Source organism: Streptomyces sp. SCSIO ZS0520 (assembly GCF_025643355.1).
Taxonomy (GTDB): Bacteria; Actinomycetota; Actinomycetes; order Streptomycetales; family Streptomycetaceae; genus Streptomyces; species Streptomyces physcomitrii.
On sequence record NZ_CP092644.1, the window covers coordinates 2,004,896 to 2,019,534 of the forward strand.

The following is a 14,639-nucleotide window of genomic DNA, read 5'->3' on the forward strand; positions in this document are numbered from 1 at the left end:
GAGGCGGGACCTTCACCCTCCGGTCGGCGTGTCCCCAAGTTCCGCCCCCCGGACGCCGGTTGACGCCGGGGAGATGAGGAGATGAGACGACGAGCGGACCTGCGCGGTCCGCTCCGGCCGCGGTGGGCCCGCCCGTGACCTCAGCCGCCGGCCGTCAGCGGAAGACGCCGGTGTGGCCGAGCGAGTAGCGGCCCGGCTGCGGGTAGACGGCGAGTCCGTGCGGGCCGCTGCCGACCGGGATGCGGGCGAGCTGCTTGCCGGTGCGGGTGTCGATCGCGTACACCTCCTCGTCGTAGCGGCCGGAGAGCCAGAGGACCTTGCCGTCGGCCGAGACGCCGCCCATGTCGGGGCTGCCGCCGTCCGGCAGGCGCCACTTGGTGGCCACCTCGCCCTTGGCGAACTCGAAGACGGAGATGGTGCCCTCGCCGCGGTTGGAGACGTACATCTGCCGCGAGTCCCTGCTGACGTACAGCCCGTGTGCGCCCTTGCCGGTCTTGAGCAGCTCGGGCTGGCTGAACTTCGCGCCGTCGAGCACCCACACCCCGTCGGCCATCATGTCGGCGATGTAGAAGGTCTTGCCGTCCGGCGAGATCTTCACGTCCTGCGGCATGGCGCCCTCGAAGGGGAGCTTCTGCCGGGCGACCACCTTCATCCGGGCGGTGTCGACCTTGAGGAGTTCGCCGGAGAACTCGCAGGAGACGATGAAGTAGCGGCCGTCGCGGGAGAAGTCGGCGTGGTTGACGCCGTAGCAGCTGACCGGCTCGGTCCGCTTGCGCTCCATGGTGTGCGCGTCGCGGAAGACGAGTTCCCGGTCGAGCGAGGCCATCACGATGGCGTACTTGCCGTCCGGGGTGAAGTACAGGTTGTACGGGTCGTGCACGTCCACCGGCTTGCCCGCCTTGCCGGTGCGGGGGTCGATCGGGGTCAGGCTGTTGCCCTTGTCGTTGTTGACCCAGAGTGTCTTGAGGTCCCAGGAGGGCACCACGTGCTGGGGCTGCGCGCCGACCCGGATGGTCCTGATCACCTTGTACGTCTTCGGATCGATCACGGAGACCGTGTCGGAGTTGGTGTTGGGGACGTACACCCGGGAGGGGAAGTCCTTGACCACCGGCGAGAGTCTGCCGGGGCGGTCGGCGGCGTACAGGTCCCGCGGGTCGGTCACCGGCGGCATGCCGGGCAGCGCGCGCTCGGCCCGCGACGTCGCCGCCCGGGCGGCGCCGGGGCTGCCGGAGCCCTTCTTCGCGGGCTCACCGCCGCCGGAGCCGCCGCCGCATCCGGCGAGGACGGCGAGGGCGGCACAGGCGAGCAGGGCGCCGGTGCGCCGGGTCAGGGGGCGCCGGGTGACGGCGGGGCGAGGGGGCATCAGCTCAGCAGCTCCGTGGTGGTCACGGCCTTGAGGCCGCGGCGGGCGAGTTCGTCGAGGAGGGCGGGCAGGGCGGCGACCGTGCCGGGGTGGCCGAAGTGCAGGCTCACCACCGCGCCGGGGGCCGCCCGGGCGGCGACGGTGCGGACCACCGCGGCCGGGCCCGGCGAGGTGTGGTCGAGCGAGTCCACGCCGTAGGACAGGACGTGCGGGTACCCCTCGGCGCGGGCGAGCGCGGCCACCAGGGGCGAGGCGCGGCGGGTGCGGGAGGGGCGGAACCAGGTGCCGGGCGCGCCGGTGAGCCGCCGCAGCCGCCGGGCGCAGTCCGCGATCTCGGCGCGGGCCTCGGTTCGGGGCAGGGCGTTGATGTCGAGATGGCGCTGGGTGTGGTTGCCCAGCTCGTGGCCGCCGTCGAGGACGCGGCGGGCGAGCGCGGGGTACTCGTCCAGCCAGGTCCCGACGGCCAGGACGGTGATCCGGGCGCCGGCGCGCTCGGCCTCGGCGAGCAGGGCGCGGGCCGTCGCGGGTGCCCCCTGCCCGTGGAAGGTGAGCGCGATCCGCGGACGCCCGGCGGGGCCGCGCTCGATCTGCTCGGGGAGCCCGGGGAAGCGGCGGGGCCCCGGCGCCGGGGCGTGGTGCCGGGCCCGCGCAAAGGCACCGGGCGAGGGGGTCGCGGAGGCGCCGCCGGTTCCGGGCGGGGCCGTACGGGCGGACGCGCCGGGGCCGTCCGCTCCGGTGCTCCCGCATCCGGCGGCGAGCGGGGCGAGGGCGCCCGCGGCGCTCATCCGCAGGGTGGTACGGCGATCGATCGTGGTCACTCGCCCCATTTAAGGGGGGTTGTGCGCAGAAGCCGATGATTTGCCCGGTTGACTGCCTGCCGGGTCGCCATCGCCGACCCATCCGGACACCGAGACGACGCCTGCCAAAGCTCTGCGGAAGCTCAAATTCACCCACCCTATTACAGGACCGTGGCTCACATCACCATGGATTCACCTTCCGTATGCCGCATTTGGCACGCTATGCCGCTTTCGCGGCTTTGAATTGTGCGGCGACCCCTGCCATAGTCGTAGCCAACGACCCCCATTGACCCGGGCCAGGTCGTCGACAGCCGCCGAGGATCTCAGCCCCCGAGGATCCCCGGCGCTCCGCAGAAGCCCCCGTGAGCCGATTCGCTCGGCACCGGGGGCCTCTGTGTTCTTGCCGCCGGGCGGGCGTTCTTGCCGTCGGCCGGGCGGGTGGGAGTACGGGGTTCAGCGTTCGAGGACGCGGATCTCGAACCAGGTGGTCTTGCCGCGGGGCAGCAGGTCGACGCCCCAGCGGTCCGAGAGCCGGTCGACGAGGAAGAGGCCGCGGCCGGAGAGGTCGAGGCTCTGCACCGGCATCAGGCAGGGCAGCCCGCGCGAGGGGTCGCGGACCTCGACGCGGAGCCAGCCCCGGCGGCGCACCATGCGCAGCCCGAAGCCGCGGGCGCCGGTGTGGCGGACGGCGTTGCCGACGAGTTCCGAGACGAGGTGCACGGTGTCCTCGGCATGCCGGGGGGTGAGCGCCCACTGCCGCAGGACGACGAGTTGGGCGAGGCGGCGGGCGACAGCGGCGGACTCCGGGCGCGAGGGCAGCGAGACCTCCGCCTCGGCCGGATTCCCGTAGGTTTCCAGGGCTTTCAGCGCGCGTTCGTCCTCGACGGCAGGCGACCATCGCGCCGCGGTCCCCCGCGGCTGCTCGACACCCTCCAGGCCCGCCATGGAGCCCATCATGGCCGCCACAAAGGCCGCCCGGAGGCGTTATCCGGTATTCACTCCGCCACCCTCCGCGATCGGCGGCTTTCCCTGAGTCATATGCCTCTGGCAGTAATCACCGGCGCACAACCCCTCTGAGCTGCAAGGACGAGCAGACGGGAAGTTGAACAGGAGTCAGGGACCAAGAACGTGAACCCTCCTCAAAGAGTTCAATCCGCCCCCAGGGGGGAACTCCCGCGAGCGCATCGAACGAGCCGCGCGAGGGCGCTTTCCGGCCCCTCGCGCCGACCCCGGTCTCCGTGCCCGGGCAGCCCGGCCGCCGTCCGCGGGCGGCGGCGGCCGAACCCCCGACGCCTCAGCGGAACTTGGCCTTGCCGGGGCCCTCCTCGACGAAGCTGCGCATGCCGCGCTCGCGGTCCTCGGTGGCGAACAGACCGGCGAACCAGGTGCGTTCGACGGCGAGCCCGGTGTCGATGTCGCTCTCCAGGCCCACGTCCACGGACTCCTTCGCGGCCCGCAGCGCCAGCGCCGGACCCTGGGCGAGCCGGGCGGCCCAGGCGTGCGCCTGCTCGTAGACCTCGGCGTCCGGGACGACGCGGTCGACCAGGCCGAGGGTGAGGGCCTCCTCGGCCTTCACCTGGCGGCCGGTGAAGATCAGGTCCTTGGCCTTGGAGGGGCCGATCAGGCGGGAGAGCCGCTGGGTGCCGCCCGCGCCGGGGATGAGGCCGAGCAGGATCTCGGGCTGGCCGAGCTTGGCCCGCTCCCCCGCGATGCGGTAGTCGGCGCAGAGGGCCAGCTCGCAGCCGCCGCCCAGCGCGTATCCGGTGACCGCGGCGACGACCGGCTTGGGGATGCGCGCGACGGCGGTGAAGGAGTCCTGCAGGGCACGGGAGCGCTCGACCATGGCCGGGTGGTCCATGTTCTGCATCTCCTTGATGTCCGCGCCCGCCGCGAACACCTTCTCCCCGCCGTAGAGGACCACCGCGCGCACGTCGTCGCGGCGGGTGGCCTCCTCGGCGAGTTCCTTGAGCCGGTCCTGGGTGGCGATGTCCAGCGCGTTCATCGGCGGACGGTCCAGACGGATGGTGCCGACGCCCTCGGCAACCTCAAGATGCACAGTCATACGGGGCACGTTACTGCCCGGCCCGAACCGGCGGACCGGCGGAGCCTTGGCACTGCCGGTCCTGGACTCGCGGGTCCCCGGGACCGCTCATCCAGGGACCACCAGTCCCAGGGATGACCGGTCCCAGGGACCACCACTCCCCGGCGTCCGGACGCCCGGCACCCCGGACGCCCGGCGCGACCCGGTCAGGCCTTCCACTTCTCCCAGGACATGTTCCAGCCGTTGAGGCCGTTGTCCGGCTGGATCTGCTTGTCCTTGGAGTTCTTCACCACGACCACGTCACCGAGGAGGGAGTTGTCGAAGAACCAGGCGGCGGGCTGCTTCTTGTCGCCCGCGCCGCGGACGTCCTTCAGGCCGACGCAGCCGTGGCTGACGTTCTCGTTGCCCGGGGCGTTCGGCGCCCAGTAGTTGCCGTGGATGAAGGTGCCCGAGGTGGACAGGCGCATGGCGTGCGGCACGTCCTTGATGTCGTACTCGCCGCCGAAGCCGACCGTGTCGCCGTTCATCCGGGTCACCTTGAGCTTCTCGCTGATGACCATCTGCCCGTTGTACGTGGTGGTGGCCGGGGCACCGGCGGTGATCGGGATGGTCCGGATCAGCTTGCCGTCCCGCTCGACCTTCATCTTGTGGGTCTTGGCGTCGACGACCGAGACCTGGCTGCGGCCGATCTCGAAGTTGACCGTCTTGACCTGCTCGCCGTAGACGCCCGGGCGGCCCTCGACGCCGTCGAGGTTGAGCTTCACGCTGACCTTGGTACCGGCCTCCCAGTACTTCTCGGGCCGGAAGTCGAGGCGGTCGTTGCCGAACCAGTGGCCCTCCACGGGCACTTCGGGCTCGGTCTTGATCTCGATGGCCTTCTCCACGGCCGCCGGGTCGGTGATGCCCCGGGTGAAGTGCACCGAGAAGGGCATGCCGACGCCGACCTTGGATCCGTCCTCGGGGGTGAAGATGCCGACGAAGGTGTTCTCGGGGCTGAGCGTGGTGAAGGTGGCCTCCTTCGCGGACTCGCGGCCCGAGGAGTCCTTGGCGACGGCGTGCACCCGGTACTTGGTCGAGGCCGCGAGATGCCGTACGGGCGTCCAGTTGGCCCCGTCCCCGGCGATCTTGCCCTCGACCTCGTTGCCCTTGCCGTCCTCGACCACGACCTCGGTCAGCTTGCCCTGCTCGGCGCTGACCTTGAGGGCGCCGTCCGTGGCCACGTCCCCGGCGCCGTCCTTCGGCGATATGGTCACCACCGCCTGCGAGGGCGCGTTGTCCGCCTTGTCGGATCCGCCGCCCTTGCCGTCGCCGCTGCCGCCCGAGTCGCCTCCGCCGCAGGCCGTCACGAGCACCAGCGCGGCTCCCGCGAACAGGGCCCCGAGCGCCTTCGTACGCCGCCCTCGCGCGCGCCCCCGCGCAACCGGAGCACCGACCGCTGCCGTTGTGGCTTCCACGATGCCACCCTCCCCTCGCCAGCGGCCTGGCCGGACCGCCCTCTTTCCTGGCGCGTTCCCCGCCGCGCCGCTGTTAATTAACCACAGCCCGGATCCCGAGAACTCCCCGCGTTTGTCACCGTTCCGTCCCAACCTCCACGGGATGCCGCGCAGGCCGGGGGGAAGATGCCCCTCCGCTGCCGGGGCCGCCCGGCCCCGGGGTTCGCCCGCACGTGAGCGGAGGCCCCGCGCGGGGCAGAACTGTGGGGAGGAAGAGGGTCTTTCGCCGCGATCCGGCGGCGGGACGGGCCCCTGGGCGCCGGGCGGGCCGGGTCACCCGCCCGGCGCCGCGCGCACCGAGCCGCGGGAGGCCAGCCAGTGTCGAGCGCAGCAGAGCAGGAGACGGCGGGCGCCTTCCGCCGGGTCGCGCGCCCCGAGCCGGGGGCCGCCCCCGGACGCCGCGAGCGGATCGCCCCGCCGCCCGTGTGGCCGGGCGCGCCCAACCCGCTCGGCGCCCGCTTCCGTACCGGCCCCGACGGGCGGTCCGGCACCAACTTCGCGCTGTGGGCGGGCGGCGCCGAAGCCGTCGAGCTGTGCCTCTTCGAGGAGGACGGCACCGAGACCCGCTGCCCGCTGACCGAGCAGACCCACGAGATCTGGCACGGCTTCCTGCCCGGGGTGCTGCCGGGCCGCCGCTACGGCTACCGGGTGCACGGCCGCTGGGACCCCTGGACCGGGGCCCGCTGGAACCCGGCGAAGCTGCTGCTCGACCCCTACGCGCGGGCGGTGGACGGCGACTTCGCCGATTTCGGGCGGCCCCCGGAGGTCTACGGCCACGTCCGCGACTGGCCGCAGCAGCAGGTCGCCGACACCGTGCGCGACGACCGGGACTCGGCCCCGTACGTCCCCAAGGGCGTGGTGGTGCACGACGAGGCGGGCGCCGCCGAGCACGACGAGTGGCTGGACGACCGCCGCCCCAAGACGCCCTGGGCGGACACCGTCCTGTACGAGCTGCACGTGCGCGGCTTCACCCAGCGGCACCCGGGGGTGCCCGCGGAGCTGCGCGGCACCTACGCCGGGCTCGCCCACCCGGCCGCCCTGGACCATCTGCGGCGGCTCGGGGTGACGGCGGTGGAGCTGCTGCCGGTACACCAGTTCGCGCACGAGGACCATCTGCTGCGGCGCGGGCTGCGCAACCACTGGGGCTACAACTCGATCGGCTACTTCGCCCCGCACGCGGGCTACGCGGCCACCGGCACCGCGGGCCAGCAGGTCGGCGAGTTCCGGCGGATGGTGCACGCGCTGCACGAGGCGGGCATCGAGGTGATCCTCGACGTGGTCTACAACCACACCGCGGAGGCGGGCGAGTTCGGCCCGACGCTCTCCCTCAAGGGCATCGACAACCGCGGCTACTACCGCCTGGAGGGCGACCCGCGCCGCTACGCCGACTACACCGGCTGCGGCAACACCCTGCACGTGGTCCAGCCGCAGGTGCTGCGGCTGCTCACCGACTCGCTGCGCTACTGGGTCACCGAGATGGGCGTGGACGGCTTCCGCTTCGACCTCGCAGCGGCGCTCGCCCGCTCCTTCCACGACGTCGACATGCTCTCGCCCTTCCTCGCGGTGATCGCCCAGGACCCGGTGCTGCGCCGGGTCAAACTCATCGCCGAGCCCTGGGACATCGGCGCGGGCGGCTACCAGGTCGGCGCCTTCCCGCCGCTGTGGACCGAGTGGAACGACCGCTACCGGGACGCGGTGCGCGACTTCTGGCGGGGCGCGCTGCCGGACGTACGGGACCTCGGGTACCGGCTCTCCGGCTCCAGCGACCTCTACGCCTGGAGCGGGCGCCGCCCGCAGGCCTCGGTCAACTTCGTCACCGCGCACGACGGTTTCACCCTGCGCGACCTGGTCTCCTACGAGTCCAAGCACAACGAGGCCAACGGCGAGGGCAACCGCGACGGCACCGACGACAACCGCTCCTGGAACTGCGGCACCGAGGGCGAGAGCGCGGACCCGGAGATCACCGCGCTGCGCCGGCGCCAGCTGCGCAATCTGCTGACCACCCTGCTGCTGTCCACCGGGGTGCCGATGCTGGTCGCGGGCGACGAGATGGGCCGCACCCAGCACGGCAACAACAACGCCTACTGCCAGGACAACGAGACCGGCTGGGTGGACTGGACGGTCCTCGAAGACCCGCACTGGCGCGAGCTGTTCGCGCTCACCGCCCGTCTGATCGCACTGCGCCACCGGCATCCGGTGCTGCGCCGCCGCGCCTTCTTCTCCGGCCGCGCCCAGGACGCGGACGGGCTGCGCGACCTGGCCTGGTTCACCGCCCGCGGCACCGAGATGACCGAACAGGACTGGTACGCCCCGACCGGCAGCCTCGGCATGTACCTCTCCGGCGGCGAGATCCCCGGCCGCGACGAGCGCGGCGAGCGGGTCACCGACGAGAGCTTCCTGGTCGTCCTGCACGCGGGCGCGGGCCCACTCGACTTCGTGCTGCCCGGGGCACCCTGGGCCCGGCGCTACGAGGTCGTGGTGGACACCTCCCGCGAGGAGCAGTCGGCGGCGCCGGGCACCGTACACAAGGGGAACGCGATGGTGACGGTGCGGCCCCGGTCCGTACTCCTCCTGAAGGTGGCGTCCTGAGGGGCTGCTGATCGAGGGCTGCGGTCCGAGGGCTGCTGAGAGAAGGTCGGCCGTCCGAGGGCCCTCGGCTGACGGGCGGCACCGGTAGGCCCGGGACCGCCGCGCCCGCCGCCGCGCCCGCCGCCGGTCGGCCCCGCCCGCTCCCGCTAACCGGCCAACTCCGCCGCCGCCCGCGGGAGTCGGCGTACCGCCTCCTGGATCCCAGGCACCCCATCCGCGGTATTGCGCCTGTTCGCGTACCCATAACCGGCATGTGACATCCCCTGCACCTCTGTCCGGTTTCCGCTGCCCCATCCCTTCACAAGGTGGAATCGACCGCCGGGACGGGGTACCGCAAAGGTGACGAGGGTCACAGCTCTCTCGTCTGCCTCGTGGGGGGCCAACTCCCCCCATCCCGCGTGATTCGGAGGATCCCGATGGGCGGATTCCGGCGCAGTCTTCGCACCCTGCTCGCCGTCGCCGTGGGCGGCACCCTGCTGGTGGCCTTCACCGACGGCGCCGCGACCGGGGCCGCCGATCCGGGCGAGGACCTCCGCTCGGAGACCGGCACGCTGCCGGACGGGGCCGCGTACCTGATGGAGGTCCCGGCCGGGTGGAACGGCACCGTGCTGCTCTTCAGCCATGGACTCGTCGTCGTGGAGCCGGGCGGCCAGGGGCCCAACCCGGCCCGGAACGCGCCCGGTTGGGGGCACACCCGGGAGCGGCTGCTCGCGGAGGGCTACGCCCTGATCGGCTCCTCGTACGTCTCGCCCGGCTGGGTCGTCGACACCGCGGTCGGCGACCAGGCGGCGACGCTGCGGCTCTTCCAGGAGCGCTTCGGCCCCGCCCGCCGCGCGCTGGCCTGGGGCGAGTCGCTCGGCGGCATGGTCACCACCAAGCTCGCCGAGACGCACGGCGCGCTCATCGACGGCTCCCTGTCCCTGTGCGGGACCCAGGCGGGCGGGGTCGGCCGCTGGAACAACCAGCTCGACCTCTCCTTCACCCTGCGCACCCTGCTCACCCCGGGCAGCGGCACCCGGCTGACCGGCTTCCCGGACCGCGCCGCCGCCGACGCCTCCGCCGCGGCCCTCGGCACGGCGACCCGGGAGGCCCAGCGCACTCCCACCGGCCGCGCGCGGATCGCGCTGGCGGCGGCGCTCACCGGGGTCGCCGCCTACAACGCCGCCGACCAGGAGCGGCCGGGCCCGCGGGACTGGGAGCTGTCCGAGGCCAACCAGTTCGAGGCGATCTCGGGCACCCTGCTCGCCTCGACCACCCAGTGGCGGCAGAACGCCGAGTCCCACGCGGGCGGCTCCATGTCCTGGAACACCGGCGTCGACTACGCGGCGCTGCTGGCCCGTTCGCCGTATGCGGCCGAGGCGAAGGCGCTGTACAAGGCGGCCGGGCTCTCGCTCGGCGCCGACCTCGACGCCCTCGCCGGTGCGGCCCGCGTCCCGGCGAAGGCCCCGGCCGTCCGCTTCATGGCCGAGACCGCCTCCTTCTCCGGGGCCTTGAGCAGACCGCAGCTCAACGTGCACAACGTCCACGACGGACTGGTGCCCGTCCAGAACGAGCAGGCCTACCGGGAGACCGTCCGCGCCGCCGGGACCTCCGCACTCCTCCGGCAGACGTACGTGGACCGGGCCGGGCACTGCAACTTCACCGAGGACGAGGCGCTCACCGCGGTACGGACCCTCGACTCCCGGGTGGCCACCGGGAGATGGGGCGACACCAGCGCCCGCGGCATGAACCGGGCGGGCCAGGAGCACGGCGCCACCACCGACCTCGGCTACACCGAGCACCGGCCCGCCGCCTTCCCGCGCCCGTACGACCTGACCGGAACCGACCGGCGCTGAACGGCCGGGGCCCCGGCGGGAGTTCAGCGCTCGATATGCGCCCGCAGGGCGAGCACCGCGCGGGCGAGCGGGGCGCCACCGGCGGGCACGGTGCCCCGCGCGCCCTGCCGGGGCGGGGAGTCCGGCAGCCCGAGGCGCCTCGGCGGCCGACCGCGTCGTCCTCGACGGCGCCCCCTCCGCGGTGTGCCCAGCCGGGCGGTGTTCGCGTCGACGATCTTCTCACCTCCCCCCGGTGGTCCCCTGCGGCCCTTCTGCGGCGCGATCCTCTGGCCCCGTGCCCCGCCCGCCTCCCGGACCGCCGGCCAGTGTGGCAGCGCGGGCCGGACGCTGCCCGCCGGTCCGGTCCGGCCTGTGGAGAAGTCGCTCGCCGAGAGAAAGCGGACGCAGATGATCCGACTGCGAGGGCCGCCTGTGGAAAAGCCGGTGAGGGATGTCAGTCGTCAAACGTAGTCTCGCCACTGATGTCTGAGACGAGTGCGGGAACCAAGGAACTCCAGGCACGGCCGACCGGCGGGGACCGGTCCGCCGTGCGGACGCTGCTGCGCCTGTGGCCCTGGGTGCGACCGGTGCGGGTACGGCTGTTCAGCGCCGCCTTCGTGGCGATCGTCGCCTCCTGTGTGGGCCTGGTGATCCCGCTCGTCCTCAAGTGGATCGTGGACGGTCCGGTCGCCGAGGGCGACTCGGGCGGGGTGTGGCTGGGCGCCCTGTACCTGCTGCTGCTCGGCATCGGCGAGGCGGCGCTCTTCGGCTTCCGGCGCTGGCTGGTGGCCCGGCCGCTGGCGAGCGTGGAGGCGGCGATGCGGGCCGACCTCTTCGGCCGGCTGCAACGGCTGCCGATGGCCTTCCACGACCGCTGGCCCTCGGGCCAGTTGCTCTCCCGGGCGACCACCGACCTGATGCTGCTGCGGATGTTCCTGGCCTTCCCGCTCACCTTCCTCCTGGTCAACGGCGTCACCATCCTCGTCGGCATGGTCATCCTGCTCCTCCAGGAGTGGACCCTCGGCCTGGTGCTCCTCGTCCCGGCGGTGCCGGTGATGGCGGTGTGCTGGCTCTTCGAGACCAGATACGCGGCGGTGGCGCGCACGGCCCAGGACCAGGTGGGCGATCTGACCACCGTGGTCGAGGAGAGCGTGCTCGGCATCCGCATCATCAAGGGCTTCGGCCGCCACCGGCGCCAGGCCGAGGTCTTCCGCGACCTCGCCCTGCGGCTGCGCGGCACCGAACTCGCCAAGGCGAGGCTGCTCGCCGCCATCTGGGGCGTCATCGTCACCCTGCCCGAGCTGGCGATCGGCGCCGCCCTGGTGCTCGGCACCGTGCAGGTCTCCGAGGGCGATCTCTCCGCGGGCGCCCTGGTCGCCTTCCTCTCCACGGCCCTCGCCCTGCGCTGGCCCATCGACTCCATCGGCTTCCTGCTCGCCATGAGCCAGGAGGCGGCGACCGCCACCCAGCGCTACTTCGAGGTCATGGACACCGCCCCGGAGCAGGAGACCGTCCCGGAGCAGAAGACTGCCCCGGAGCGGAAGTCCGCGGGTGGGCCGCCGGTCCGCGCCGAGGACCGCGACAGCCCCGGCGGCACCGGCGGCACCGACCGCTCCCGCGGCGGGCTGTGCTTCGAGAACGTGGTCTTCCGCTACCCGGACGCCGCCGAGGACTCCCGGCCCGTACTCGACGGGGTCGACCTGCACATCCGCCCCGGCGAGACGATGGCCCTGGTCGGCGGCACCGGCAGCGGGAAGACCACCCTCACCGCCCTGGTGCCCCGGCTGCACGAACCGACCGCGGGCCGCATCACCGTGGACGGCCGCGATATCACCGCACTGCCCCGCGCGGAGTTGCGCACCCTGGTCTCGGTCGCCTTCGAGGAGCCGACCCTCTTCTCCGCGAGCGTCGGCGAGAACGTCCTGATGGGCGCCCGCCCCGGCACGGCCCCGCCCGAGAACGCGACCGAGAACGCGGCTGCGGACACGGCCGAAGAGGCGGCCAGAACCGAAGACGAGCACGACGACGAGGAGGCGCTGCGGCGGGCCCTCGCCGTCGCCCAGGCCGAGTTCGTGCACCGGCTCCCCCAGGGTGCCGGGACCCAGGTCGGCGAACAGGGCCTGAGCCTGTCCGGCGGCCAGCGCCAGCGCCTCGCCCTGGCCCGTGCGGTCGTGGGCCGCCCCCGGTACCTGGTCCTGGACGACCCGCTCTCCGCCCTCGACGTGCACACCGAGGCGCTGGTCGAGGCCGCCCTGCGCCGGGTGCTCGCCGAGACCACCGCCCTCGTCGTCGCCCACCGCCCCTCCACGGTGCTGCTCGCGGACCGGGTGGCCCTGCTCTCCGAGGGCAGGATCACCGCGGTCGGCACCCACCAGGAACTCCTGCGGGAGAGCGCCGAGTACGCCTGGCTGATGTCCGGCACCACGACCCCGGCGGGACCGGAGCCCGCGGGGAAGGCCGCCGCGGGCAGCCCCTCCGACGCCGCCCCGCACCCCCACAGCACCCAGGGCGGAGGCCCCCGTTGAGCACCGAGACCAGCACCGGAACCGCCTCCCCCGAACCGAAACCGGGGGCGGGGGAGGCGGCACCGGGCCTAGCGGAGCAGCAACCGGGCGCCGCCCCGGCCGCGCCCCGGCCACCGGCGGACCGCCCCCACGCGAGCCACCCCGCGGCGGCGCCCCCCGAAGAAGCGGCTCCCCCCGGCACCCGCCCCGAAGAGGCACCGGCTGCGGACACCGACCCCGAGGCCGACGCCTTCGACCTCGACGCGCTGCCCGCCCCCGCGAACGCCCGGGGCCTGCTGCTGCGTTCGCTGCTTGCGCCGCTGCGCGCCCGGGTCGCCTGGACCGCCTTCCTGCTGCTGCTCCAGCAGGCCGCCGTCCAGGCCGGTCCGCTGCTCGTCGCCTACGCCATCGACCGCGCCGTGCCCGCGCTGCGCGAGGGCGAGCACGGCCCGCTCTACGCGGTCGGCGCGGGCTATCTGCTGTGCGCGCTCGCCTCCGGGGTGCTCCAGTACGGCTTCATCGACGCCGCGGCCCATGTCAACCAGAACGTCCTGCTCGACCTGCGCGGCCGCATCTTCCGCCATGCGCAGGAGCTGAGCATCGACTTCCACGAGCGCTACACCTCCGGCCGGCTGATCTCCCGGGCGACCACCGATGTGGAGTCCCTGCGCGAACTGCTCGACGAGGGCCTCCAGGAACTCGTCACCGTCGTCCTGTCCTTCGCCTACATCTCGGCGCTGCTGCTCTGGCTGGACCTCGGGCTCGGCTCGGTGGCGGTGGCCTCCTTCGTCCCGCTCTACCTCCTCGTGCGCCGCTACCGGCGGCGGGCGGACCAGGTCTTCGCGCGGCGCTCCACCGCGATCGCCTCCGTCATCGTGAAGTTCGCCGAGACCATGAACGGCATCCGCCCGGTCCGCGCCTTCCGCCGCGAGCACGCCAACGACCGGGACTTCCAGGGGCTCAACCACCGCCACGAGCGCAGCAACGGCGACGCCCTCCTGGAGATGGCCCGCTATGTGGTCGGCTCCCGGCTCGTCGCCAACACCGCGGTGGCGGGCATCGTCCTGTGGGGCGCCTACCGGGTCGCCGAGGGAGGCCTCGCGCTCGGGGTGCTCGCCGCCTCGGTGCTGTATCTGCGGCGGCTGTACGACCCGATCGACCGGCTCGGCATGTTCCTGAACTCCTACCAGTCCGCGGCCGCCTCCCTGGAGAAGCTGGCCGGACTCCTCGCCCAGGTTCCTTCCGTACCCGAGACCGCGGATCCGAAGCCGCTGCCGGAGCGCCGCGCGGGACGACCGGGCCGCGAGGTCGTCTTCGACGGGGTGCGCTTCGCCTACCGCACCGGCGGCGAGGTCCTGCCGCGCTTCGCACTGACCCTGCCCGCCGGGCAGACCGTCGCCGTGGTCGGCTCCACCGGCGCGGGCAAGTCCACCCTCGCCAAGCTGCTGGCCCGCTTCTACGACCCGACCGAGGGCCGGGTCCTCCTCGACGGCACGGATCTGCGCGAGCTGTCCGTACCGGAGCTGCGGCGCGGGGTGGTGATGGTCACCCAGGAGTCCTTCCTCTTCTCCGGCACCGTCGCCGAGAACATCGCCCTCGGCCGCCCGGACGCGAGCCGCGAGGAGATCGAGCACGCCGCCAAGACCATCGGGGCGCACGACTTCATCACCGCCCTGCCCGACGGCTACGACACCGACGTCCGCAAACGCGGCGGCCGTATCTCCGCCGGGCAACGCCAGTTGGTGGCCTTCGCCCGGGCGCTGCTCGCCGACCCGGCGGTCCTCATCCTCGACGAGGCCACCAGCTCCCTGGACATCCCCGGCGAACGCGCCGTCCAGCACGCCATGCACACCGTCCTGCACGGCCGCACCGCCGTGGTCATCGCCCACCGCCTCTCCACTGTGGAGATCGCCGACCGGGTCCTGGTGATGCACCACGGCCGCATCATCGAGGACGGCACCCCGGCCGAACTGATCGCCGCCGAGGGCGCCTTCGGTGACCTGCACCGGGCTTGGCGGGAGAGCCTGGCGGGGTGAGC

General features: G+C 73.3%; 9 protein-coding genes. 4 read left to right on the forward strand and 5 right to left on the reverse strand.

All coding sequences use genetic code 11. The features are described from left to right. Positions 1–154: 154 nt before the first annotated feature. From MID12_RS07195 to MID12_RS07215, 5 genes are all read right to left on the reverse strand, one after another. On the reverse strand, positions 155–1,363 hold the full coding sequence (locus MID12_RS07195) for a YncE family protein (protein WP_263165504.1): 1,209 nt from the start codon (positions 1,361–1,363) through the stop codon (positions 155–157). Then, positions 1,363–2,190, reverse strand: a complete 828-nt coding sequence (locus MID12_RS07200; protein ID WP_263165505.1) for a polysaccharide deacetylase family protein — start codon at positions 2,188–2,190, stop codon at positions 1,363–1,365. The genes MID12_RS07195 and MID12_RS07200 overlap by 1 nt, the downstream gene beginning before the upstream one ends. Positions 2,191–2,613: 423 nt before the next feature. Next, positions 2,614–3,105 carry an ATP-binding protein gene (locus MID12_RS07205; RefSeq protein ID WP_040248102.1) on the reverse strand — a complete coding sequence of 164 codons (492 nt, stop codon included), beginning with the start codon at positions 3,103–3,105 and terminating at the stop codon, positions 2,614–2,616. 349 nt (positions 3,106–3,454) lie between these two features. Beyond that, positions 3,455–4,222, reverse strand: a complete 768-nt coding sequence (locus tag MID12_RS07210; protein ID WP_040248104.1) for an enoyl-CoA hydratase/isomerase family protein — start codon at positions 4,220–4,222, stop codon at positions 3,455–3,457. A gap of 185 nt (positions 4,223–4,407) precedes the next feature. Next, a complete protein-coding gene (locus tag MID12_RS07215; protein ID WP_397915674.1) occupies positions 4,408–5,655 on the reverse strand; it encodes an Ig-like domain-containing protein in 1,248 nt (415 codons plus the stop codon). A 357-nt stretch (positions 5,656–6,012) separates the two neighbouring features. On the opposite strand from MID12_RS07215, the gene glgX reads away from it, so the two are divergent. The 4 genes from glgX to MID12_RS07235 all read left to right on the forward strand — a co-directional run bounded on the left by glgX (position 6,013) and on the right by MID12_RS07235 (position 14,637). Continuing rightward, a complete protein-coding gene (gene glgX, locus MID12_RS07220) occupies positions 6,013–8,283 on the forward strand; it encodes a glycogen debranching protein GlgX (protein WP_263165506.1) in 2,271 nt (756 codons plus the stop codon). Between the two features lie 416 nt (positions 8,284–8,699). Continuing rightward, on the forward strand, positions 8,700–10,118 hold the full coding sequence (locus MID12_RS07225; RefSeq protein ID WP_263165508.1) for a hypothetical protein: 1,419 nt from the start codon (positions 8,700–8,702) through the stop codon (positions 10,116–10,118). A gap of 461 nt (positions 10,119–10,579) precedes the next feature. Next, positions 10,580–12,622, forward strand: coding sequence for an ABC transporter ATP-binding protein (locus MID12_RS07230; RefSeq protein WP_263165509.1), 2,043 nt, complete (start codon positions 10,580–10,582; stop codon positions 12,620–12,622). Beyond that, entirely contained in the window at positions 12,619–14,637 is a 2,019-nt protein-coding gene (locus MID12_RS07235; protein ID WP_263165510.1) for an ABC transporter ATP-binding protein, read from the forward strand. The genes MID12_RS07230 and MID12_RS07235 overlap by 4 nt, the downstream gene beginning before the upstream one ends. Positions 14,638–14,639: the final 2 nt, after the last annotated feature.